Annotated in this window: 20 protein-coding genes; 5 read left to right on the forward strand and 15 right to left on the reverse strand. The window is 69.4% G+C overall.

Features of this window, described 5'->3' with window-relative positions; translation table 11 throughout:
* Window positions 1–33: 33 nt before the first annotated feature.
* Window positions 34–1,497, forward strand: coding sequence for a hypothetical protein (locus AAIB33_RS14880; protein WP_345800743.1), 1,464 nt, complete (start codon window positions 34–36; stop codon window positions 1,495–1,497).
* 9 nt (window positions 1,498–1,506) lie between these two features.
* Here AAIB33_RS14880 and AAIB33_RS14885 read toward each other — a convergent pair whose 3' ends face one another.
* Window positions 1,507–2,652: a Gfo/Idh/MocA family oxidoreductase gene (locus tag AAIB33_RS14885; RefSeq protein WP_345803447.1), complete on the reverse strand. Its 1,146-nt coding sequence runs from the start codon at window positions 2,650–2,652 to the stop codon at window positions 1,507–1,509.
* A 116-nt stretch (window positions 2,653–2,768) separates the two neighbouring features.
* Window positions 2,769–3,818, reverse strand: a complete 1,050-nt coding sequence (locus AAIB33_RS14890) for a substrate-binding domain-containing protein (protein WP_345800744.1) — start codon at window positions 3,816–3,818, stop codon at window positions 2,769–2,771.
* Window positions 3,819–4,078: 260 nt separating this feature from the next.
* On the opposite strand from AAIB33_RS14890, the gene AAIB33_RS14895 reads away from it, so the two are divergent.
* From AAIB33_RS14895 to AAIB33_RS14905, 3 genes are all read left to right on the forward strand, one after another.
* Window positions 4,079–5,599, forward strand: a complete 1,521-nt coding sequence (locus tag AAIB33_RS14895; RefSeq protein WP_345800745.1) for a sugar ABC transporter ATP-binding protein — start codon at window positions 4,079–4,081, stop codon at window positions 5,597–5,599.
* Between the two features lie 77 nt (window positions 5,600–5,676).
* A complete protein-coding gene (locus tag AAIB33_RS14900; RefSeq protein WP_345803448.1) occupies window positions 5,677–6,648 on the forward strand; it encodes an ABC transporter permease in 972 nt (323 codons plus the stop codon).
* A 94-nt stretch (window positions 6,649–6,742) separates the two neighbouring features.
* Window positions 6,743–7,882, forward strand: coding sequence for an ROK family transcriptional regulator (locus AAIB33_RS14905; protein ID WP_345803449.1), 1,140 nt, complete (start codon window positions 6,743–6,745; stop codon window positions 7,880–7,882).
* Window positions 7,883–8,054: 172 nt separating this feature from the next.
* On the opposite strand, the gene AAIB33_RS14910 is transcribed toward AAIB33_RS14905, so the two are convergent.
* The 13 genes from AAIB33_RS14910 to AAIB33_RS14970 all read right to left on the reverse strand — a co-directional run bounded on the left by AAIB33_RS14910 (window position 8,055) and on the right by AAIB33_RS14970 (window position 20,408).
* Entirely contained in the window at window positions 8,055–9,047 is a 993-nt protein-coding gene (locus tag AAIB33_RS14910; protein ID WP_345800746.1) for a Gfo/Idh/MocA family oxidoreductase, read from the reverse strand.
* Between the two features lie 2 nt (window positions 9,048–9,049).
* A complete protein-coding gene (locus AAIB33_RS14915; RefSeq protein WP_345800747.1) occupies window positions 9,050–9,922 on the reverse strand; it encodes a ThuA domain-containing protein in 873 nt (290 codons plus the stop codon).
* A 68-nt stretch (window positions 9,923–9,990) separates the two neighbouring features.
* Window positions 9,991–10,998 carry a sugar phosphate isomerase/epimerase family protein gene (locus tag AAIB33_RS14920; protein ID WP_345800748.1) on the reverse strand — a complete coding sequence of 336 codons (1,008 nt, stop codon included), beginning with the start codon at window positions 10,996–10,998 and terminating at the stop codon, window positions 9,991–9,993.
* A 59-nt stretch (window positions 10,999–11,057) separates the two neighbouring features.
* A complete protein-coding gene (locus AAIB33_RS14925) occupies window positions 11,058–12,284 on the reverse strand; it encodes a Gfo/Idh/MocA family oxidoreductase (RefSeq protein WP_345800749.1) in 1,227 nt (408 codons plus the stop codon).
* The gene (locus AAIB33_RS14930; protein ID WP_345800750.1) at window positions 12,281–12,697 is read right to left on the reverse strand and encodes a DUF6379 domain-containing protein; all 417 of its coding nucleotides are present in this window, start codon (window positions 12,695–12,697) and stop codon (window positions 12,281–12,283) included. The genes AAIB33_RS14925 and AAIB33_RS14930 overlap by 4 nt, the downstream gene beginning before the upstream one ends.
* A gap of 9 nt (window positions 12,698–12,706) precedes the next feature.
* Window positions 12,707–13,525, reverse strand: coding sequence for a nuclear transport factor 2 family protein (locus AAIB33_RS14935; RefSeq protein ID WP_345800751.1), 819 nt, complete (start codon window positions 13,523–13,525; stop codon window positions 12,707–12,709).
* A complete protein-coding gene (locus AAIB33_RS14940) occupies window positions 13,518–14,558 on the reverse strand; it encodes a TIM barrel protein (protein WP_345800752.1) in 1,041 nt (346 codons plus the stop codon). Before AAIB33_RS14940 ends, AAIB33_RS14935 begins: the two co-directional genes overlap by 8 nt.
* Complete coding sequence (locus AAIB33_RS14945) at window positions 14,555–15,667, reverse strand: TIM barrel protein (protein WP_345800753.1); 1,113 nt, start codon at window positions 15,665–15,667, stop codon at window positions 14,555–14,557. Before AAIB33_RS14945 ends, AAIB33_RS14940 begins: the two co-directional genes overlap by 4 nt.
* The gene (locus tag AAIB33_RS14950) at window positions 15,664–16,068 is read right to left on the reverse strand and encodes a DUF6379 domain-containing protein (RefSeq protein ID WP_345800754.1); all 405 of its coding nucleotides are present in this window, start codon (window positions 16,066–16,068) and stop codon (window positions 15,664–15,666) included. The genes AAIB33_RS14945 and AAIB33_RS14950 overlap by 4 nt, the downstream gene beginning before the upstream one ends.
* A 49-nt stretch (window positions 16,069–16,117) precedes the next feature.
* Window positions 16,118–17,668: a GMC oxidoreductase gene (locus tag AAIB33_RS14955; RefSeq protein WP_345800755.1), complete on the reverse strand. Its 1,551-nt coding sequence runs from the start codon at window positions 17,666–17,668 to the stop codon at window positions 16,118–16,120.
* Window positions 17,665–18,459 carry a TIM barrel protein gene (locus AAIB33_RS14960; RefSeq protein WP_345800756.1) on the reverse strand — a complete coding sequence of 265 codons (795 nt, stop codon included), beginning with the start codon at window positions 18,457–18,459 and terminating at the stop codon, window positions 17,665–17,667. Before AAIB33_RS14960 ends, AAIB33_RS14955 begins: the two co-directional genes overlap by 4 nt.
* 143 nt (window positions 18,460–18,602) lie before the next feature.
* Window positions 18,603–19,439, reverse strand: a complete 837-nt coding sequence (locus AAIB33_RS14965; RefSeq protein WP_345800757.1) for a carbohydrate ABC transporter permease — start codon at window positions 19,437–19,439, stop codon at window positions 18,603–18,605.
* 3 nt (window positions 19,440–19,442) lie between these two features.
* The gene (locus AAIB33_RS14970; protein WP_345800758.1) at window positions 19,443–20,408 is read right to left on the reverse strand and encodes a sugar ABC transporter permease; all 966 of its coding nucleotides are present in this window, start codon (window positions 20,406–20,408) and stop codon (window positions 19,443–19,445) included.
* A gap of 316 nt (window positions 20,409–20,724) precedes the next feature.
* Here AAIB33_RS14970 and AAIB33_RS14975 point away from each other — a divergent pair, with 316 nt between their 5' ends.
* Entirely contained in the window at window positions 20,725–22,023 is a 1,299-nt protein-coding gene (locus AAIB33_RS14975; protein WP_345800759.1) for an extracellular solute-binding protein, read from the forward strand.
* Window positions 22,024–22,104: the final 81 nt, after the last annotated feature.

Raw genomic sequence — 22,104 nt, forward strand, 5'->3', positions numbered from 1 at the left:
TGTCTCAAGCCACGAGACACGAGGAAGTGACCCATGCTGCCCGTCCTGCTGCCCGACGCCCTCTCCCGCACCGACACGGGGTTCGCACTGCGCGTGTCACTGCCCTGGATCCGATCGCTGCCCCTCGCCGCGGTCGCCGACGTCCGCGTCACGGTCGACGGAGACCCGGTCGACGTCGTCGTCGCACTCGACCGGCACCGCGTCGCGCCCTCCGCCCTCGCGTTCGAGTCGGGATGGTGGTTCGTGCAGGACCGGCTCACGCTGGAGGGACGACGGATGCTGAACCCCGGCATCCACGATGTCTCGGTGTCGTTCACGCTCGCGATCCCGTATCTCCCCGCGGGGCCCGACGGGCCGCTCACGCTGCCGTTCCGTGCCGACGTCGTCCTCACCCTCGACGGGCCGTCCCAGCCGCAGCTCTCGGTCGTCGGGCGACCCTTCGTCCCACTGGCGCTCGCTGCGGGCGGGCCTGCGGGAGACGAAACGCGTCGAACCGACGAGGAGGCTCCGTCCTCCTGGGACCTCGGCGCGAGCGCCTTCAACTGGACTCCCGAGGTCATCCGCGCCGACCGCCGCGCGGCCGACATCGCCCTCGGCGTCATCGAGGACGGCATCGCATCGACGATCGAGATCGAGCCCGGGCAGATGTGGCGGTCGTTCCCCGAGCCGTCCGTGGCCGAGGTCGACGCCTTCCGCGCGGGGCTGGATGCCGCGGGAGGCGCGGTCAGCATCCTCGGCGGGAGCCTCGACGACTGGGCGCTGCCCGCGCGCCGTCGCACCGACGACGAGCGCCTCGCCTTCCTCGTGCCGCAACTCCTGGCCGCCGCGCGTCTCGGCGCCCGGGGAGTCCGGGTGCCGTTCGGGCAGACGGGGCCGGAGCTGCTCCGGCTGCTCCAGCCCGTTCTCGACGAGCTCGACGTCGTGCTCTACGAGGAGATCCAGGGGCAGCAGACCCTCGAGGTGCCGGCGGTCGCGGCGAACCTCGAGCTGCTCGACGCTCTCGGGGATCCCCGCATCCGCGTGCTCATCGACATCAGCATGCTCATGCCGTCGGTGCCGCCGAGCTATCTCGAGCAGCTCCGCGCAGGGGGCGTCTCCGCAGCCCTCGTCGATCGGCTCGAGCACGAATGGCGGTCCCCCGACACCCACGCCGCGGTGATCGATGCCCTCCGCACCGGCCAGGTGCCCGGCGCCGTGCACACGCTGTTCATGAACCTGCTGATCCGGTTCGGCCGGTCGACGGTCGACGATCTGGCACCGCTCCTCCCCCTGACGGCGGGCGTGCACCTGAAGTTCTGGGACCTGGACGACACCGACGCCCGCGTCACGCAGCCGATCGCCGACATCGGCGCCGCGCTCCGCCGCACGGGCTTCGCCGGCACGCTCACGAGCGAGTGGGGCGGCCACGAGTGGCTCGACGACGACCCGGCCGAGATGACCCGCGCGCACCTGGCACTCGCACGGAATGCGCTGGCCGCGTCGTCCGTCTCGGCCTGAGGCTCGGGGTCAGCTGTCCGTGGCGGTCCAGGCGCTGCCCTGATCGGAGCTGCGCTCGACGGCGGCGAGCACGCGCTGGATGTGCAGCCCGTCCTCGAATGACGGCTCGGGCTCGGCACCCTCCGCGATCGCCGTCACGAAGTCGACCACCTGGTGGCTGAAGCCGTGCTCGTAGCCGAGCATGTGGCCGGTCGGCCACCAGGGCGCGAGGTACGGGTGGTCGTGCTCCGTCACGAGGATGCGGCGGAAGCCGAGCTCGGTCTCGGGGAGCGTCGCGTCGTAGAACTCCAGCTCGTTCATGCGCTCGAGGTCGAACGAGAGGGCGCCGAGCGAGCCGGCGATCTCGATGCGGAGGGCGTTCTTGCGGCCCGTCCGGAACCGCGTCGCCTCGAACGACGCGAGCGCGCCCGACGACAGCCGTCCCGTGAAGAGGGCGAGGTCGTCGACGGTCACGGCACCACGCTCGGCGCGCGCCGTGCCCGACAGCCCGACGCCTTCGCCGAGGAGCGGCCGCTCGCCCACGATCGTCTCGAGGATGCCCGACACCGTCTCGACGCGCTGTCCGGTGATGTATTCCGTGAGGTCGATCGCGTGGGCGCCGATGTCGCCCAGCGATCCCGAGCCCGCACGATCCTTCTGCAGCCGCCACGTGAGCGGGGCCTCGGCATCCATGAGCCAGTCCTGCAGGTACTCGGCGCGCACCTGCCGGATCTCGCCGATCCGGCCGGCCGCGACGAGATCGCGTGCGAAGGTCGCGGCCGGAACCCGGCGGTACGTGAAGCCGACCATCGACCGCACCCCGCGGGCGGCGGCGCGGGACGCGGCATCCGTCATCGCCTGGGCCTCGGCCACCGTGTTGGCCAGGGGCTTCTCGCACAGAACGTGCTTGCCCGCCTCGAGCGATGCGATCGCGATCTCGGCGTGGGTGTCGCCCGGCGTCACGATGTCGACGACGTCGATGTCGTCGCGGGCGATGACCTCGCGCCAGTCGGTCGCGCTCTCGCGCCACCCCCACTTCTCGGCCGCGGCTGCGACGGCCGACGCATCCCGCCCCACGACGACGTCCATGGACGGCGCCAGCGGCAGGTCGAAGAAGCGCGGGGCGACGCGCCAGCCCTGCGAGTGGGCGGCGCCCATGAATCCGTAGCCGATCATGGCGACGCGGAGCGGGCGGGTGGTGGTCTCGTCGGTCACGGGAAGTCCTCTCGCGGAAAGGAGCCGGGGCGCCCGCCGCTGCGGACGGGCACCCCGGCGCCGGTCGGTCTTTCGGGTCAGGAGGAGAACGCCAGGTCGTAGTACTGGTCGACGTTCTCCTTGGTCACGACGGGCGCGTCGAGCACGATCCGGTTCGGGATGCTGGGCGTCACGATGTCGCTCAGCGTCTTGCTCTGCGCGATGAGGCGCGCCAGCGCGATGCCGTCGGCAGCCTGCGTCGACGGGTAGATGACCGTGGCCTTCAGCACCGAGTCGTCGGCCTTGATGGCATCCATCGCGTTCTTCGAGCCTGCGCCGCCCATCATGAAGAACTCGTTGCGACCGGCCGCGTCGATGGCGGCGAGCACGCCGACGCCCTGGTCGTCGTCGTGGTTCCAGATGGCGTCGATCTTGGGGTTGGCGGACAGCAGCTGGGATGCCGCGGCCTCGCCGCCCTGCACCGTGAAGTCGGCGGCCACACGGGCGCTGACCTCGAGGCCGCAGTCGTCGAGGGCGTCGGCGAATCCCTTCGAGCGATCCTGCGTCAGGGGCAGCGAGTCGATGCCGGCGATCTCGCCGACGATCGCATCCTTCTTGCCGCCGAGCTTGTCGCAGATGTACGTGCCCGCCGAGACGCCCATGCCGTAGTTGTCGCCGAGGATCGTCGTGCGCGCGGCGAACGGGCTCGAGAACTCCCGGTCGACGTTGATGACCGGGATGCCGGCGGCCATGGCCTTCGTCGCGACTTCGGTGAGCGCCGCGCCGTCCGTCGGCAGGAGCACGATGGCATCCACCTTGTCGTTGATGAATGTCTCGACGGCGGCGATCTGCGCGTTGGCGTCGTTGGTGCCCTCGGCCATCTTCAGCTCGACGTCGTCGAAGCTGTCGGCGGCGGCCTGGGCGCCGGAGTTGATGGCGCCGAGCCAGCCGTGGTCGGCCGCGGGGCCGGAGAAGCCGATGGTCACGGTGTCGCCGCTCGACTGGTTCTCGTCGCTCGTCGTGCCCTGATCGACGACGTTCTCGCTGTCGTCGCCGCTGTTCGTGCAGCCCGCGAGCAGACCGACCGCAGTGAGGGCGACGATGCCTGCGACGAGAGTCCGCGCACCCGCCTTCCGAAGTGAACGCATGCTTCTTCCTCCTTGAATGTGATGCAGTTCCGCAGCGCACGGGGAGAGGGCCGGAGCGACATCGCACGGGTCCCGACTGTCGACGCTGACGCGGCCACCGTAGCAGAACGAGGGGAATGGACGACACCTTTTGTATATGTCGGGGCAGAAGCGCTTTTCCGAAAGTTCCGACGATCCGGGCGAAATCACGCGCGAATGGACCGAGGTCTCGCTTCTCACGTGCCATCGACGCGAATGCCACCGCATGTTATGTTCATGCCGTGATCAAAGATGACCACTCATCGCCGTTACTCGAGGTGAAAGGCGCGACGAAGTCGTTCGCCGGGGTGCGGGCCCTACGCGGCGTCGACCTCGACGTGATTCCGGGCGAGGTGCACTGCATCCTCGGGCAGAACGGCGCCGGGAAGTCGACCCTCATCAAGCTGCTCGCGGGCGTCTACCGGCCCGACGAGGGCAGCATCGCCTGGCAGGGGAAGGATGTCGACATCCCCGACCCGCAGGCGGCTCTGCGCCTGGGCATCGCCACGATGTACCAGGAGCTCGACGTCGTCGACGGACTCACGATCGCCGAGAACATCTTCCTCGGCCACGAACTCGCCCGGGGCGGCTTCACGAAGCGCTCCGAGGCGGCGAAGCAGACGCGCGAGCTTCTGCGCCGGCTGGGCCACGGCAACCTGTCGCCGCACGCCGAGGTCGGCCGGCTGAGCGCGGCGAACAAGCAGATCGTCCAGATGGCCCGCGCCCTGTCGCACGACATCCGGCTGATCATCATGGACGAACCCAGCGCCGTGCTCGACACCGAGGAGGTCAAGAACCTCTTCCACGTCGTGCACGAGCTCACCAACGAGGGCATCGCGGTCGTCTACATCACGCACCGGCTCGAGGAGATCCGCCAGATCGGCGACCGCATCACGGTGCTGAAAGACGGCCGCAGCATGGCGAACGGGCTCGCGGTCGCCGACACCCCGACGCGCGAGCTCATCCGCCTCATGACCGGCCGGGCCGTCGAGAACGTCTTCCCGCCCGCGGTCCCGATCCCCGCCGATTCGCCCACCGTGCTCGAAGTGCAGGGTCTCGCGCTGGCCGACGTGTTCGAAGACGTGTCGTTCAGCGTGCGCGCTTGCGAGATCGTGGGGCTGGCGGGGCTCGTCGGGTCGGGACGCAGCGAGATCCTCGAGACGATCTACGGCGCCCGTAAGCAGACCGCCGGCACGGTCGCGGTCGCCGGCAAGGCACTCCCCCGCGGCTCGGTCACCAAGGCGGTCGCGGCCGGCATCGGGCTGTCCCCCGAGGAGCGCAAGAGCCAGGGGCTCGTGCTCGACGAGCCGATCTACGTCAACGTGACGCTGTCCTCCTTCTCGCGCTTCGCGAAGGCCGGATTCGTCGACGAGCGCGCCGAGCGCAGGATCGCCCGCGAGCAGATCGACGCCCTGCAGCTGCGGCCGCCGGATCCCGACCGGCCCGCCATGACCCTGTCGGGCGGCAACCAGCAGAAGATCCTGCTCGCCCGCTGGCTCGTGCACGGCACTCGGGTGCTGCTCCTGGATGAGCCGACCCGCGGCGTGGACGTCGGGGCCCGCACCGAGATCTACGCCCTGATCCGACGACTGGCGGCCGACGGCAATGCCGTCGTCATCGTCTCGAGCGAGATCGAGGAGGTGCTCGGCCTGGCCGACACGGTGCTCGTGATCGCCGAGGGCCGGGTGCTCAGCATCCTGCCCGCCTCCGACATCGACGAGCACGGAGTGCTCGATCTGGTCATGAAAGGAACAGCCGCGTGAGCGAGCAACAGAACCCGAGCGCCGTCGCCGTCGCTCCCGGTCCCGCGCCGGACCAGCCGGACCGCTCCGACGAGTCGATGCTGCGTCGTGTGCTCAGCGGGTCGGTCGGGCGCAACCTCGGCCTCGTCCTCGCACTCCTGCTGATCTTCGTCGTAGGCGCGATCACGGCGGGCGACACGTTCACGAGCGTCAACAACATGCTCGTGATCCTGCGCCAGGCCTCGATCATCGGCGTCATCTCGATCGGCATGACCTTCGTCATCATCTCGGGCGGCATCGACCTGTCGGTCGGCTCGGTCATGGGACTCGCGTCGGTCGTCGCGACCCTCGACGCGATGCAGGACTTCGCCGACCGCAGCCACTGGATCGTCATGGTGGTGTCGGCGCTCGCCGTGGGTCTGGCCGCCGGCGTCGTCAACGGCATCGTCATCGCCTACGGCAAGGTCGTCGCGTTCATGGCGACCCTCGCGATGCTCGTCGCGGCCCGGGGCCTCGCCGAGATCCTGGCCGAACGGCGCACGCTCGTCATCGGCGAGCGCGGATTCGTGACGTTCTTCAACGCCGACTTCCTCGGGGTGGACGTGCTCATCTGGATGTTCGCGCTCGTCGCCGTGATCGGCTGGGTCCTCCTCAACCGCACGACGTTCGGCCGTCGCACCGTCGCGATCGGCGGCAACCGCGAGGCGGCGCGCCTCGCCGGCATCAACGTGCGCCGGCACACGGTCTGGCTCTACGCGATCTCGGGCCTGTGCGCCGGCATCGCCGCCGTCATGATCATGGGCCGCACGACGGCGGGCACGTCGACCCACGGCACGCTCTACGAACTCGACGCCATCGCGGCGGTCGTCGTCGGCGGCACGCTCCTCGTCGGAGGCCGCGGCACGATCACGGGCACCGTGCTCGGCGTCCTGATCTTCGCGACGCTGTCCAACGTGTTCATCCAGAACAACCTCTCGTCCTCGGTGCAGGCGGTCGCGAAGGGCGTCATCATCGTCGTCGCGGTGCTGCTCCAGCAGCGCTTCGCGAAGCCGGTCGGACGAGCCACGTGACGCCGCGTCACATGGCATCGGCCCGTGCCGCGCGGTGATTGACTGAACCGTGGTCACGCTCTCCCCAGAATCCGCGGCCGCGGGCGGCGGCGCCATGGAGCTCTTCCAGCTCCTGCGCGACGGAACCCCCCGCACGCGGGCACAGCTCGCCAAATCGACGGGGCTGGCGCGGTCGACGATCGCGGCGCGCGTCGACGAGCTGATGCGGATGGGTCTCATCAGGCCAGTGGCGGATGCCGCGTCGACGGGCGGACGGCCGCCCTCGCAGTTCGCGCTGAATCCGAGCGCCCGCGTCGTGCTGGCCGTCGACATCGGCGCTTCGCACACGACGGTCGCGGTCATGGACCTGACCGGCGCGATCCTCGCCAAGCGCAGCGAGCAGCTCCCGGTCGCCGAGGGGCCTGTGCCCGTGCTCACGCGGATGGTCGACGCTGCGGTCGGGGTGCTCGAGGACTCCGGCCGCGACATCCGCTCGCTCGTCGGCATGGGCATCGGGGTGCCCGGGCCGGTCGAGCACTCGACCGGACAGCCGGTCAACCCGCCGATCATGCCCGGCTGGGACCGCTTCGACGTGCCGGGGTGGGTGCAGCAGCACCTCGAGGTGCCCGTGCTCGTCGACAACGACGTGAACATCATGGCTCTCGGCGAGCGTGCGACGGCCTGGCCCACGACGACGCATCTGATGTTCGTCAAGGTCGCGACCGGCATCGGGGCGGGTGTCATCTCCGGCGGCGAGCTGCAGCGCGGTGCACAGGGCGTCGCGGGCGACATCGGGCACGTGCAGGTGGCGCGCGGCTCCGACGTGCCGTGCCACTGCGGCAACCGCGGGTGCCTGGAGGCCCTCGCCTCCGGCCCCGCCATCGCCCGCGCACTCCGTGAGCAGGGCGTACCCGCCGAGAGCGGCGACGACGTCATCGCGCTGGTGAAGCGCGGCAACCTCGACGCGATCCAGGCGGTGCGACAGGCCGGCCGTGACATCGGCGAGGTGCTGACGGCCTGCGTGAGCCTCATGAACCCGTCGGTCATCGCCCTCGGCGGCTCGATGGCGCGCGTCGGGGAGCATCTCATCGCGGGCGTCCGCGAGGTGGTCTACTCGCGGTCGATGCCGCTTGCGACGGAGCACCTCGCGATCGTGCAGAGCGCGGCGGCGGAGAACGCAGCGGTGATCGGCGCGGGAATGCTGGCGATGGACCACGCCCTCTCGCCCGAGGCCTTCCACTCCCTCGCCGGCTGAAACGAGCCGCCACAACGTCGGAGATCGGCGCTCCGTCGGACGGTGGCCGCGCTTTCCACCCGACGCTGCGGTGATCTCCGACGCTGCGGCGGGCACGGCGTCCGACGCTGCGGCGGGCGGCGGGGGCGGCGTCCGACGCGCGGCGGGCGGCGGCCCGCGCCGCCCGGCTGCGTCAGCGCGGTTCGAGCCCCGCGGCGCGGTAGATGTCGTCGACGACCCGCATCGTGCCGACGCCGCGGTCGGCATCGAGGATGCTGGGAGAGCCGTCGGACAGCACGGCCGCGACGTGCTCGAGCTGGCGCGCGTAGCTGTTCTCGCCCTCGACGGCCTTCTCGTCGACGAGCACCTCGTCGCCCGCCGTGACGCGGAGCGTCGCTCCCCACTGTGGCACGATGACGCTCGTCGCCGCGAGCTCGGCCGCCGAACCCGACACCCGCATCGACATCGCACCCTGGTCGTCGCCGATGAACGAGGCGCGCACGTGGGCGGGCGCGCCCGACGGCAGCCGCAGGACGGCGTCGGTCTGCAGGTCGATCCGCGGGTCGTCGTCGTAGAGCACGGCTGCGGCGGACTCGACCACGGGCTCGCCCCACGCGGCGCGGATGAGGTCGGCGGCGTAGCATCCGACGTCCATGACGGCCCCGCCGCCGAGATCGGCGTCGAGCCGGATGTTCCCCGGCTTGACGACGAAGTGCGGGATGCTGAAGTCGATGTCGACCCGCTCGACCTCGCCGAGCACGCCCGAGGCGATCACCTCGAGCAGGCGCTGCGTGAAGCCGTGCAGCCGATAGTGGAAGCCGACGAAGGCACGTCGCCCCGTCGTGGCAGCGGCCTCGGCGATGGCCGCGGCCGTCGTGCCGTTGACCGAGAGCGGCTTCTCGCACAGCACGTGCTTCCCCGCCTGCAGCGCGCGGACCGCCCACTCGGCGTGGGTGATCGGCGGCAGCGCGAGGTAGACGAGGTCGATGTCGGGGTCGGCCAGGATCGTCTCATAGTCGCCGTGCTTCGGAAGGTCCAGCCGCTGGGCGAATGCCTCGGCGCGTTCGGGGTCGCGCGCCCCGATCGCGTCGACCCGGACTCCGTCGACGTCGCGCGACGGTTCCACCATCGCACGCTCCGCAATTCCGCCGGCACCCAGGATGCCGATCCGCAGCTCCGATCCCATGATCAGCCCTCCTTGTTGTAGTACGGCCACGGCAGGAAGCGCCGCTCGCCGCGGCGGTCCGGCCCCTCGAGCGTCACGTCACCGGTCGCGGCCCACTCGACGCCCCGGGGGAACATGCGGATGAACTCGATGCGGCGGAACGTGTCGATGTCGTGGCCGATCGTGATGGTGAACGACCGTCCCGTGCCGTACTCGTTGATCCACGCGATCGGCTGGTCGGTGTTCATGCCGTTCAGCTCGGCGATGCCGCCCTCGGGGATCTCGACCGGGTAGTGCGACATGGGCCACACCGGCGCCTTCTCGTACGCCTCGAGATCGTCGAAGGTCGTGAGGAGCACCTGCGCGCCGGCGTAGAGGTCGACCCCGGTGAGGATGTCGTCGCCCGTCACCGTCCAGCGGGCGCTGATCCCTTCGGTGATGGGATGCCGCGGCTCGACCGTGTCGAGCTGCGCCTCGCCCCACGGCCGGGGTCGGAGGCCGGTCTCGTATGCGCTGAGCTTCGCCCCGCGCATCACGTTGTACTCCTCGGGGTAGCCCCAGCGATCCTCCTGCGCGGCGGAGCCGTGGAACCACACGATCCCCTTGCCGTCGTCATGCACGAACTTCAGGATCACGGCATCCGTCGCCTCTCCGAAGCCGACGGCCCTCTCGAAGAAGCCGTCGCGGCCCTCGAAGACGACGATCAGGACGTCGTACTTGTCGATGACGTCGGCGCCGAGCCCGCGCGGGTCCTCCACGACGCGCACCCTGAAGCGTCCGGTGTCCTCCAGCAGCGTCGTGATCCACTGATTGTGCAGGCGGAAGCTGCGGTGCTCGTTGTCGTGCTCGCGGGTCATGTGGCCCGAGAGGATGAGCACGTTCAGAACGTCGGTCATCTTTCCTTCGCTTCGGTGTCGGGCACGCCGATCACCGGCCCTGTCGGGCCGGTGCCGGACATGGGACGTCAGTCGGTCTTGGTCGAGAACGCGGCGTCGAAGGCCGCGGCCGGCGGGGTGATGGCGTTGAGCTTGCGGACGAAGGCGAGGGCCTCGGGTGCGCCGTCGAGGCGGTCCATGCCGGCGTCCTCCCACTCGACCGAGGTCGGGCCGTCGTAGCCGATCGCGTTGAGCGCGCGGAAGAGCGGCTCCCACGGCACGGCGCCGTGGCCGGTGGAGACGAAGGTCCATCCCCTTCGCGGGTTGGCCCACGGCAGGTGGGAGCCGAGCACGCCGTTGCGGCCGTCGAGGTTGGTGATCGACTCCTTCACGTGCACGTGGAAGATGTGGTCGGCGAAGTCGAGCACGAACGCCACCGGGTCGAGCTGCTGCCACATGAAGTGCGACGGGTCGAAGTTCAGGCCGAACGACTCCCGGTGCCCGATCGCCTCGAGGGTGCGCTTGGCGGTCCAGTAGTCGTACGCGATCTCCGACGGGTGCACCTCGAGTCCGAAGCGGACGCCCTCCTCCTCGAACACGTCGAGGATCGGATGCCAGCGGTCGGCGAAGTCCTTGTAGCCGGCGTCGATCCACTCGTCGGAGGCCGGCGGGAACATCGCGACGGCCTTCCAGATCGACGAGCCGGTGAAGCCGTTGACCTGGGTCACGCCGAGCCTCGCGGCGATGCGGGCCGTGTTCTTCATGTCCTCTGCGGCGCGCTCGCGAACGCCCTCCGGGTCTCCGTCGCCCCACACGCGGTCGGAGAGGATGTCGCGGTGGCGCTGATCGATGGGGTCGTCGCACACCGCCTGCCCGGTGAGGTGGTTGGAGATCGCCCAGACCTTCAGCCCGTTGCGCTCGAGGATGTCGAGGCGGGACTGCACGTACTCCTCGTCGTCCCACCGGGAGACGTCGAGGTGGTCTCCCCAGCACGCGATCTCGAGGCCGTCGTAGCCCCATTCGCCCGCGAGACGGGCGACCTCCTCGAACGGAAGATCGGCCCACTGGCCCGTGAACAGCGTGATCGGACGCGGCATCCCAAGCTCCTTCGCTTTGTTGTTGATTCGAACTTATCGGGCGGAGCGGCTGAGCGACATCATCGATTCGCCGGCTGCCTGGCGCTGATCCGCACCCACGCCGAATCGTTGGCCGAGCTCTCCTCGACGGCGGCCAGCACGCGCTGCACCGACAGGCCCTCGTCGAACGACGGATGCGGGTCGGTGCCCTCCGCGATCGCGGTCACGAGGTCGACGACCTGGTGGCTGAAGCCGTGCTCGTAGCCGAGCATGTGGCCCGCCGGCCACCATGCGCCGACATAGGGATGCTGCGCCTCGGTGACGAGGATCCGCGTGAAGCCCTGCGTCGCCTCGGGCGCCGTGCGGTCGTAGAACCAGAGCGTGTTGAGGTCTTCGAGGTCGAAGCGCAGGGCGCCCTTGTCGCCGGACACCTCGATCGACAGGTCGTTCTTGCGTCCCGTCGCGAAGCGCGTCGCCTCGAACGAGACGAGCGCGCCCGTGGACAGCCGCCCCGTGAAGATCGCGACGTCGTCGACGGTGACCTCGCCGTAGCCTGTCGTGCTTTCCCCCGAGCCCTTCGCCAGGCTCATAGGCCCTGCGTCGGCGAGCGGACGCTGCGTCACGATCGTGTCGACCACGCCCGAGACCGCATCCACCGAAAGCCCCGTCACGAACTGCGTCATGTCGATGATGTGGGCGCCGATGTCGCCGAGCGCGCCGGAGCCGGCGTGCTCCTTCTGCAGGCGCCATGCGAGCGGCATCGCGGGATCGACGAGCCAGTCCTGCCGGTACGCGGCGCGCACCTGCGCGATCGTGCCGACGGCGCCCTGCGCGATCAGATCGCGCAGGAACGTCACCGCCGGCACGCGACGGTAGGTGAAGCCGACCATCGAGCGGACCCCGCGCGCGGCGGCGCGGGACGCCGCGTCCGCCATCGCCTCGGCCTCTTCGACCGTGTTCGCGAGCGGCTTCTCGCACAGGACGTGCTTGCCCGCCTCGAGGGCGGCGATCGCGATCTCGGCGTGCGAGTCGCCCGGCGTCACGATGTCGACGATGTCGATGTCGTCACGCGCGATCACCTCGCGCCAGTCGGTGGCCGACTCCTGCCAGCCCCACTGAGCCGCGGCATCCCGAACCGCCTCGGCATTGCGACCCACCACGACCGCCATCTCGACGGCCTCGGGCAGCGCGAAGACGCGTGGCGCCTGGCGCCAGCCGACCGAGTGCGCGGCGCCCATGAAGCCGTAGCCGATCATGGCGACGCGAAGCGGCCTGCCCTGCCTGCCCTGAGCCTGTCGAAGGGTCATGCGAGCACGACCTCGCGCTCGACCGGCACGCGGTTGGTGACGTACCGGCCGGGGCCGCCGTCGACCCCCGGCATGATCTGCATGTAGAGCAGGCGCATCGTCAGGACGACCTCGACGGTGAGCTTCTCCCCGGGCTCGGGCGCGCGGCCGAGGTCGATCAGGACGTCGGGACGGTCCGCGACGAACCAGAGCGTCTCCCACTGCTCGGGGAGCTCCTCGATGCGGTACTCCTGCCCGTTCAGCGCGAAGCGCAGGTTCTCAGTCGGCACCGGAGCGCCGTTGACGGATGCCGCGACATCGTCCACCGCCGACAGCCACAGGCTGCGGTACCACGGGAGCTGCAGCGAGACGGCGACGCCGTTCTCGGTGCGGCGGACGTCCTCGTCGGCGAAGAGGGAATCGTGCGTTGCCATGATCGTTCCTCAGGCGTAGGTGTCGGTGAAGGTCTCGTGCGGCACGGGCGGTGCCGGCTCGAGCCTCTGGACGGTCTGCGGGCTGTACGGGTGGTTGGTGGAGGGAACCGGCTCATCGGCCGGCGGCATGAAGACGGGCTTGCCGTCGTCGCCGAAGTACATGAGGTCGAGGTCGAACGCGCCCTGGTTCTTCAGGCCGAAGCTCACCCAGTTCTCCTCGAAGGGGGCGCGGGCCAGCTCGTAGCAGCGGAACTTCCAGAACTTCCACTCGCCGTCCTGCTTGAGGAAGTCGATCGCGTACTTGCACCACACCCAGTGCGCCCAGACCTTCTTGCCGAGCACCTCCTCGGGCGAGTACATGTCGGGGAACGCCTCGGCGACCTTCGGGTCGGTCAGGCCCGACTCCGTGCCGGCCATGAGCCAGACGCCCTTCGCGGTCCGCCCGTCGGCAGCGACCTCGATGACGGGTGTCGTGGTGGCGTGCAGGATGAGCTTGCCCTCGGGCGTCGGGCGGCCGCGGTGGTAGCGCGTCACACTCTCCCACGTCGTGTACTGCCCGGCGTTGGTGTAGCGGGCGCGGATCCCCTCCGTGCCCTCCTTGACCCAGAGCGGGATGATCTGCTCGTCCTGGAACGCGTTGTGCAGGTACATGTAGCGGTTGAACAGGTTCTCGACCTGGCCGCGGTCCTCGGCGCGCTGCGCCAGTCGCTGGGCCACGGCGAGCTGCTCGCGGAGGTCCGCGAGCTCGGCGGCGAGCTCCGCCACCGAGATGTCGGTCACCCCGGTCGTCGAGCGTTCGACGAGCTCAGGCGTCGAGACGTCAGACATTCGCCGTCTCCTTCGCCGCGACCGTGTCTTCGATGGCCTTGCGCATCAGCGCGTGCTGCTTCTTGACGAGATCGATCGGGTCGGCCTCGCCGAGATCCTGGAAGGCGTGTCCCTCCCACTCGCTGGACAGGTAGCCCCGGTAGCCGCCCTCGACGAACTGGCGCACGATGCGCGGGATGTCCATCGCGGGCTCTTCGCCGTCGGCGCCGATGTCGTAGAACTTCGCGTGCACGTGGAAGATCTGCGGCATGATGTCGAGCCACTCCTCCGGCGGCACGAGGCCGTGCATGTTGAAGGCGAGACGCGTGAACGGGCCGAAGGTGAGCGGGTCGACGCCTTCGCCGGTCAGGTAGTCCTCGAACTTCTGGTTGCGGACGTGCATGGGCGTCGGCTCGTGCCAGATCTCGTCCATGACCGAGAAGTGCTTCTCGTCCATGCCCATCTTCCCCAGCTGCGCGAGCAGCGTCGGCGAGAGGCTGTGCATCGTCGAGGAGAAGTCGGCCGTGAAGCCCAGCCGCTCGGACTGCAGCTCGTCGTACACCTCGCGGATCTCGACGACCTTGGGGTCGTTCGGACCCGAGGGTGCGTGGATCTCGTAGCCGAGGTACTGGTCGTACTGCTCGGCCAGGGGAAGCAGCCGCCGCAGCAGCTCCTTGCCGGCGGAGCGGATGACGATCTTCTTGAACCCGAGGGTGTTCGCCGTCTTCAGCTGGCGCGCGAGGAAGTCGTGCTCCTCGTCCGGCGTCATGTCCCGGTCCTTGCGGCGGCCCATGTCGAGGTTCGTGCCGACGGCGCTCGCCTCGAGGCCGTACTTCTCCAGCGAGTCGAACCAGAGCTTCACGAACTCGGCGTCGACGTCGGGGTAGGTGCGCAGCAGCTGCGCGATGTTGAACTCGACGCCGGGGCCGATGCCGTTCTCGGCGACGGCGGCGATGAGCGTCTCGGGCGTGTACACCCGGGCGGCGAACTCGCTCGTCATCGAGTAGAGGGTCGTGCCGAGCTGGATGCCGGTGCCGGCGATGCCGTCGGTCATGCTGACGCTCCTTCGGTGGTGGGGAGCCAGGCGGCGAGCTGGGCCCGCGCCTCGGCGAGGTCGGTGGTCATGCGCGAGCCGGCGTCGGCGGCGGCGGAGCGCTGCACGGCCTGCTCGTCGCGGATGATGTCGAACGGGCTCTGCCAGTAGTTCCAGTGCCACCCCTCGTATTCGCTCGAGACGGCTCCGTTGTAGCCGTTCTCCACGAGCAGGCGGATGAGGTCGCGCACGGGAACCGAGGGCTCTTCATGGTTCTCGTCGATGCCGAAGAACTTGCCGTGGACGTGCTTGATCCACGGGAAGATTTCGAGCCAGTCGTCGACGCGCGCGGGCCCGAACAGGCCGGTCGCGTTGATGCCCATGTCGATGCCGAGGTCGGGACGGCCGTGCTGGGCGGCGAGGCCGATGAAGCGGCCGAAGCGCTGGCCGTGATCGGCCTGATCGGCGGGCGGCCCCTGCTGGTAGAACTCGTCCCAGAGTCCTGTGGCGGCGGAGAGCAGCTCCTCCGAGGCGCCGCGGCGGCGGTACGCCTCGATGAGCGAGGGCGCGAAGCCCGACACCGTCGCGCCCCAGTCCATCGTGAAGCCGAGGAACGGCGAGCCGACCTTCTCGTAGCGGTCGCGGAGGGCGAGGATCCGCGGGTGCGAGGCGTACTGGTCGGCGTGCACCTCGAGCGCGAGCGTGACGCCGTACTCCTCGGCGATCGGCGCGAGGGCCTCCATCGAGTCGGGAGTGATCGAGATCTGCACGCGTGCGATGGGGAAGCCGAGCTTCGCGGCAGCCGCGATCTGCCGGCGCATGTACTCGAGCAGCTCGTCCTGGCTGAGGAGGCGATCGCGATGGATGCCGATGTCGGCGTTCACGGCGAGCGACGTCGTCACGAGCCCGGTCTCGGCGATCAGGTCCTTGAACCAGCCGGCGTAGTGGTCGTCGATCTCGGGGAAGCCGCGGAAGCTCGAGAAGCCGATGATCTCCAGGCCCGGACCGAAGTTCTCGGCCGCGGCCTTGCGGATCAGGCCCTCCAGGTCGTACTCGCGGCCGTGGAAGGCGCGGGTGAAGCTGTAGAGGGTGACGCCCTGGATGGGCGAGCCTTTCGCCTGCGCGGTCATGCCGCCACCGCCTTCCGTGCGGACATCGTCTTGGTGTCCTTCTCCTCGATGTGCAGCACCTCGTCGGCGCCGATCACGATGTAAGGGATGTAGAGGACGAGCTCGACGGCGACCGTGTGCTCTGCGTCCTCAGTGACCGGGATGTCACCCGACAGGACGGCGGAGTCCGTGGGGAACCACCACTCCTCGGTGTTCGGGACGAGCTCGGGGAAGGTGAACGTGCGGCCGTTCATCTCCCAGCGCAGCGACTCGGCGGGCGCCTCGACGCCGTCCACCGTGAGCTTCGCTCCGGCGATGCACGAGGCCGGCAGCGCCCGGTACCAGGGCAGGCGCACCTCCACTGCGGCGCGAGAGCCGTCGGTCGTGAGCGTTCCCTGCTCGATGATGCGATCGGGGATCACGAGTCCTCCTTGACTACTTAAATCGTGTTTCTACACTCTAATGTCTGAATCAGACAGAAGCAAGAGTGCGCGCTATGTGAAGGGCGCCGCGCACCGCGAGGGCGACCGAGGTCAGCGTCGGGTTGCAGGCCGTGGCTGTCGGGATGACGCCGTTGCCGGCGACGAAGAGGCCGGGCACGTCCCACACCTGGCTGTCGGGGCTGCACACCGACCGGCCGTCGTCGGTCTCGCCCATGCGCGTCGTGCCCTGATAGTGCAGCGAGGCACCCAGCGGCATCGTGAACGGGCGATCCCCGATCGGCTCGCCGACGGCCTTGGCGAGTTCGACGATCTCGGCGCGCGCGGCGTCGAGGATCTCGTGATCGCGATCCGTGAGGCGGTAGTGGATCGTCATCGCGGGCATGCCGTAGCTGTCGACCTCGTCGGCCGAGAACTCGACGCGGTCGTCCCACTGGAGGTCCTTCGCGCAGAAGAGGCCGAGTCCGACGATCGACCCGGGGACGACCGGGTCGTCGCCCGCGAGCGGCACAGGCGAGGCATCCAGTTGCATGATCTGTCCGTGGAACGGCTTGTCGTCGGTGAAGGGCACCCAGCTCACGCCGCTCTGCTCGCTGAGCGGCCCGTCGATCACCTCGTCGGTGCCGAGCGACGGGGCGCCGGCGCCGGACGCGGCCGCGACCTCGGCCGCATCCTTGATGCGCGCGGCGTAGACGACCTGGGCCTGGTCGTTGAGCGTGCGGCCGAGGGCGTCGGGACGGATGCCCGAGGCCCAGAGCACCTGCGGCGTGCGCAGGGCGTCGGCCGCGACGACCACGAATCGTGCGTGGACGTCGTGCTGTTCGCCGGTGCGCAGGTCGCGCACGCGCACGCCGGCCGCCCGCCCGTCCTCGGTCAGCACCGACGTGACGAGCGACTCGTCGAAGAGCGAGAAGTTCGGGTTCTGCCGCGTCACGTCGCCGAGCACGATGTCCGACCCCGACCACACCAGGCGCCCGTCTTCGCGGCGGTGCACGGCGAGCGGCATGCGCTGGACCCGCGCCCACTCCTCGCGGCCGTCGTCGACCGCCGCCGCGAGCCGCTCACGCACGAGTGCGGTGAACGGAGCGCGGTCGAAGGCGTCGGTCGTGACCCCGAGGAGCCGGTCCGCCTCGCCGAGCAGCTCGTCGAGGTCGGTCAGGAACGAGATGCGCTCGCTTCCGCCCGGGCGCGGGCACGCACCGGTCCAGTGCGCGGCCATGCCGCCGACATTGCTCGAGAAAGCGGCGACCGGGAGGCCGTCTTCGCCGTCGACCTGGTAGCCCTCCGGGAGCAAGTAGGTGCCCGGCCGTGCACGGCGCATGCCGGAGGTGACGGCGCCGGGGTTGCGGACCGTCGCCTCTTCGGCGGCCGGCCCTTGCGACCTGCGCTGCGCCTCCTGGCGGAGGGCCTCGTCCTCGATGTTCTTGACGTGCGCCCCGGCGGGCGTCGACACGCTCGGCCCGACCTCGAACATCGCGACGACGGCATCCGGCGCCTGCTCGCTCAGGATGCGGGCGTACGCCGCGCCCGTCGGGCCGCTGCCGACGATGGCGACGTCTACCGATTCGGGGTACCTGCTCACGCGGAGGCCGCCACTTCGCGGATGAGGGCGACGGATGCCGCGGAATCCGTGGTCGGGTAGTACTCGAGTCCGATCGGACCGTCGTAGCCGGACGCGCGCAGCGTGCCGAGCGTCGACGCCCAGTCGAGCGAGCCGGTGCCGGGCTCACCGCGGCCCGGGGCGTCGGCGAGCTGCACGTACTTCACGATCGACCCGGCGTTCTCGAGCTCGGCGGCCATGTCCTCGCCCTCGACGGCCGAGTGGTAGATGTCGTACAGCACGCCGAAGAAGGGCGAGTCGACGCCGCGGGCGATGTAGACGGCCTCCGCCGTGCGGTCCAGGAGCGACCCCGGGTGGTCGACGCGGACGTTGACCGGCTCGAGCACGAGCGTGATGCCGGATCCGTCGATCTGCGCGATGGCCTTTTGGTAGATCTCGATGAGCTTGTCGAGCTGCACCTGGCGCTTCCAGCCGCCGAAGCCCGTGCCGCTGCCCACGACGATCCGGGGGCAGCCGAGGTCCTGTGCGATCGCGACTCCCTCGTCGAGCTTGCGGAAGAACTCGGAGTGGTCCCACGGCGGGATCATGAACTGGGTGCGGGGCTCGGAGAGCTGCGCCGTGAGCTGAGTGCCGGTCTCCTCGAGCGCGGCCTTCAGCGCCGGCAGGTCCTTCGGCGTGGCCGGGGCATCCACTCCCGTGGGGCCCCACATCTCGACGGCATCGAAGCCGGCTGCGGCCGCGGCGCGGACGCGGTCGTGGTAGTCACCGGCCTCGGTGAAGAGCAGTTCGATGTTGGGTGCGAGCTGGTACATGTCGTCCTCGGTTCCTGAGCTTGTCGAACGGCCGTCCCCGAGCTGGTCGCGGGGTCGGAGATCGGATGGGAGTTGGGCGACGTGCGGAGGGCGCGCTGCCCGCCGCTCGACGATCCGGCCGCCCCCGAATCGATTGCCGGGCGTCAGCCCTTGAGCCCTCCGGCGAAGCCCTGGATGAACTTCTTCTGCGCGAACATGTAGAAGAGCAGGATCGGCACCATCGAGATGATGACGACGGCGAAGATCTTGTTCCACGCCGACACGAGTCCGCCGACGTACGTGTACATCGCGACCGGCAGCGTCTGGGTCGTCGATCCTCCGAGGAAGATCAGCGAGTTGAAGAAGTCGTTCCACACGATGAGTCCCGCGAGGATCGCCACCGTGCCCGTGGCGGGCGCCATGAGCGGCAGCACGACCCGGAAGAACGCCTGCGTCGGCGAGGCCCCGTCGATCACGGCGGCCTCCTCGTACTCCGTCGTCAGCCCGCGGAAGAAGCTCGCGTAGAGGAAGACCGACAGCGGCAGCAGGATGCCGATCCAGAGGAGGATCATGCCGACCGCGTTGCCCGTGAGGCCGACGCTGCGTGCGCCGATGTAGAGCGGAACGGTGCCGAGCTGCGCGGGCAGGATGATCGCGATCAGCACGAGGTAGAACGTCAGGTTCGTCCACGTGCGGGTGCGCCGGGTGATGACGTAGGCCGCGAGCGATCCGAAGAGCACGAGCCCCAGGATCGCGCCCGCGGTGATGATGATGCTGTTCAGGATGCTGAGCGGGATGTTGTTGCGTCCCGTCGCGGTGAGCACCTGGATGAAGGCGTTGAAGTCGAGCGACTTCGGAGGGGTGACGGCACTCGTGGTCAGAGCCTCCTGGTCGCCCTTGAACGCCGTCGCGATGAGGAAGTAGAAGGGCAGCAGCCAGATCAGCGTCACGAGCCAGATGAAGGCTTCCCGGACGGCGGTGAGCTTGGTGTAGCGGAACATGGATCAGGCCCTTCCGACGGCGTCGCGGTCGCGGGTGGCGTACTGCTGGATGATGGCGAAGACCAGGATGATGAGCGTCAGCACGAGGGCGAGCGCCGAGCCGAAGCCGAACTGTCCGAGCGAGAAGGCCTGCTTGTAGACCTGGGTGGCGAGGGTCTCCGTGGCCCCAGCCGGCCCTCCGCCGGTGAGGGCGAAGATCTGGTCGAAGATGCGCAGGCCCTGGATGATGCCGAGGGTCGTGGCGATCGCGATCGACGGGCGGATCGCGGGAACGGTCACGTGCTGGAAGCGCTGCCAGATGTTCGCCCCGTCGAGGGCCGCCGCCTCCTCGATCTCCACGGGGACCGACGCGAGGCCGGCGAGGTAGATGACCATGACGAAGCCCGTCTGCTGCCAGACGACGGTCACGAGGATCGCCCAGATCGACCAGGTGGGGTCGGCGAGCCAGACCTTCTGGAGGTCGGGGAGCCCGATGAGCACGAGGAAGCCGTTGAGCGGCCCGTTGAACTGGAAGATGAACTTCCAGATGTAGGCGACGGCGAGGGGGCTGAGGACCACCGGCAGGAACAGGAGCGTCCGCAGCACGTACCGCGACTTGAGTGTCCGGTTGATGGCCAGGGCGAACCCGAGTCCGATGATGTTCGTGATGATGACGGTGCCGAAGGCGAGGAACAGCGTGTTCCACACCGAGCCGAGGAGCGTCGGGTCTTTGAAGATGCGGACGAAGTTGTCCAGGCCGATGAACTGCCAGTCGCCCAGGCCCGTCCAGTTCGTGAACGCGAAGAAGCCGCCGGTCAGCGTCGCGGCGTAGTGGACGCCGATGACGAGCACGATGGCGGGCAGCGCCCACCACCAGTGGCCGTAGCTGATCAGCGGTCGGCGGCCGCCGTTGCGCGGCCTCGGCGTGCGTCGTGCTTCAGGCGGCACCGTGAGGGTGCGAGTAGCGTCGCGCTCGATCGTCACTGTCATCTGCTCTCTGACCTCGTCGTCACGCACCGCCGTCGGCGGCGCCTGGAGCCATGCTCACACACTTGCGTCGAAAGCACACATTAGTATCAGCGATATCCGATATAAGTGGCGCGGCAGCCCGTCCACCCTTGAGAGGAAGTGTCGGGTGCTCTCAGAAAGCACGCCTGACCTGGGTTGATCGTGGATCAGCGGGGCTATTGCACCACATAAACGATACTAATGTCGAAATCCTGCCAATGTGTGTCAGGCTGAACGTGCGGCCAGCGGCCGGGCCAGCATCCCGAGCTGGCGACAACGAAGTCACGAAAGGGTCGAAATGCCACAGCACACAGCCTCGCGGCACCTCCGGTGGTCGCTCCTCGCAGCGCCGGTCGTCGGAGTCCTCATCCTCGCCGGCTGCTCTGCCGGCGGCAGCGGCGGCAGCACGAGCAGCGGCGACGCCGCCGGGTCGTCGTTCACCGTCATGGTCGCCCAGGCGAACGACGCCGACGACTACTACGCCAAGACGCTTGACGCCTACTCGAAGGAGACCGGCGTCAAGGTCGAGGTCATCCCCTACCCCTCGGATGCCTACAACACCCAGGTCACCACGCAGCTGCAGGCCGGCAACGCCGCAGACGTGATGGTGCTCTCTCCCGGCACCGGCCAGGCCATCTCGGTCGTGACCCTCGCCGAGGCGGGCTTCCTCGAGCCGCTCGACAAGACGTCGGAGGACGTCATCCCCGACGGCACCCAGAACCTCTATGAGGTCAAGGGCAAGACGTACGGCCAGCCGACCGCGCTCGCACCCGTCGGCTACGTCTACAACCCGGGTGCCGCCAAGGACGCCGGCATCAGCGAGTACCCCGCCACGTACGAGCAGATGCTCAAGGACTGCAAGACGGCGAAGGACGCCGGCAAGTCGTTCACGGTCGTCGCGGGCGCGATCCCCTTCAACACCGGCCTGCTGTCCCAGCTCATCTCGGCCACCCGCGTGTACGCCGAGACCCCGGACTGGAACGAGCAGCGCGCCGAGGGCAAGGTCACCTTCGCCGACAGCGACGGCTGGAAGGAGACCCTCGAGGACGTCGTGGAGCTGAACGAGAAGGGATGCTTCCAGGACGGCGCCGCGGGCGGCACGTTCGACAACATCACGGCGAACATCGCGGGCGGCCAGTCGCTCACGGCAGCCGTCCCCGGCTCGGCGGCGCTCTCCATCGGCGCGGCGACGGGCCTCGAGCTCGACGTGCAGGCCTTCCCGCCGGCCGGCGACCAGAAGCCGTTCGTGCTCGCCTCGGCGAACTACGCCTGGGCGATCAACTCGAAGGCCAGCGACGGCGCGAAGAAGTCGGCGCAGGACTTCCTCGACTGGGTCGCGCAGCCGGAGCAGGCGAAGGCCTTCGCCGACCTCTCGGGCTTCGTCCCGATCACCGGCGTCACCGCTGACGACCTGCTCCCGATCTACAAGCCGATCGCGGACCAGCTCGAGAACGGCGACTTCGTCGGACTGCCCAACGCCAGCTGGCCGAACCCCGCCGTCTACGACGCGCTCGGCACGGGCGTGCAGGGCCTGCTGACGGGCCAGAAGACGGTCGACCAGGTGCTCTCCGACATGGACGCCGCCTGGGGCAACTGACCCACCACCTCCACCGAGGATCGTGCCGCCCGGGGCCACGGCCCCGGGCGGCACCGCCTTTTGCGCCACGAAGGATGAGCG

Source organism: Microbacterium sp. AZCO, assembly GCF_039614715.1.
Taxonomy (GTDB): domain Bacteria; phylum Actinomycetota; class Actinomycetes; order Actinomycetales; family Microbacteriaceae; genus Microbacterium.

Excerpts from the sequence above, each read along its gene's own strand:
- AAIB33_RS14880 (WP_345800743.1), top strand. The coding sequence starts at position 34 with ATGCTGCCCGTCCTGCTGCCCGACGCCCTCTCCCGCACCGACACGGGG.
- AAIB33_RS14885 (WP_345803447.1), bottom strand. The coding sequence starts at position 2,652 with ATGATCGGCTACGGATTCATGGGCGCCGCCCACTCGCAGGGCTGGCGC.
- AAIB33_RS14890 (WP_345800744.1), bottom strand. The coding sequence starts at position 3,818 with ATGCGTTCACTTCGGAAGGCGGGTGCGCGGACTCTCGTCGCAGGCATC.
- AAIB33_RS14900 (WP_345803448.1), top strand. The coding sequence starts at position 5,677 with ATGCTGCGTCGTGTGCTCAGCGGGTCGGTCGGGCGCAACCTCGGCCTC.
- AAIB33_RS14905 (WP_345803449.1), top strand. The coding sequence starts at position 6,743 with ATGGAGCTCTTCCAGCTCCTGCGCGACGGAACCCCCCGCACGCGGGCA.
- AAIB33_RS14910 (WP_345800746.1), bottom strand. The coding sequence starts at position 9,047 with ATGGGATCGGAGCTGCGGATCGGCATCCTGGGTGCCGGCGGAATTGCG.
- AAIB33_RS14915 (WP_345800747.1), bottom strand. The coding sequence starts at position 9,922 with ATGACCGACGTTCTGAACGTGCTCATCCTCTCGGGCCACATGACCCGC.
- AAIB33_RS14920 (WP_345800748.1), bottom strand. The coding sequence starts at position 10,998 with ATGCCGCGTCCGATCACGCTGTTCACGGGCCAGTGGGCCGATCTTCCG.
- AAIB33_RS14925 (WP_345800749.1), bottom strand. The coding sequence starts at position 12,284 with ATGACCCTTCGACAGGCTCAGGGCAGGCAGGGCAGGCCGCTTCGCGTC.
- AAIB33_RS14930 (WP_345800750.1), bottom strand. The coding sequence starts at position 12,697 with ATGGCAACGCACGATTCCCTCTTCGCCGACGAGGACGTCCGCCGCACC.
- AAIB33_RS14935 (WP_345800751.1), bottom strand. The coding sequence starts at position 13,525 with ATGTCTGACGTCTCGACGCCTGAGCTCGTCGAACGCTCGACGACCGGG.
- AAIB33_RS14940 (WP_345800752.1), bottom strand. The coding sequence starts at position 14,558 with ATGACCGACGGCATCGCCGGCACCGGCATCCAGCTCGGCACGACCCTC.
- AAIB33_RS14945 (WP_345800753.1), bottom strand. The coding sequence starts at position 15,667 with ATGACCGCGCAGGCGAAAGGCTCGCCCATCCAGGGCGTCACCCTCTAC.
- AAIB33_RS14960 (WP_345800756.1), bottom strand. The coding sequence starts at position 18,459 with ATGTACCAGCTCGCACCCAACATCGAACTGCTCTTCACCGAGGCCGGT.
- AAIB33_RS14965 (WP_345800757.1), bottom strand. The coding sequence starts at position 19,439 with ATGTTCCGCTACACCAAGCTCACCGCCGTCCGGGAAGCCTTCATCTGG.
- AAIB33_RS14970 (WP_345800758.1), bottom strand. The coding sequence starts at position 20,408 with ATGACAGTGACGATCGAGCGCGACGCTACTCGCACCCTCACGGTGCCG.
- AAIB33_RS14975 (WP_345800759.1), top strand. The coding sequence starts at position 20,725 with ATGCCACAGCACACAGCCTCGCGGCACCTCCGGTGGTCGCTCCTCGCA.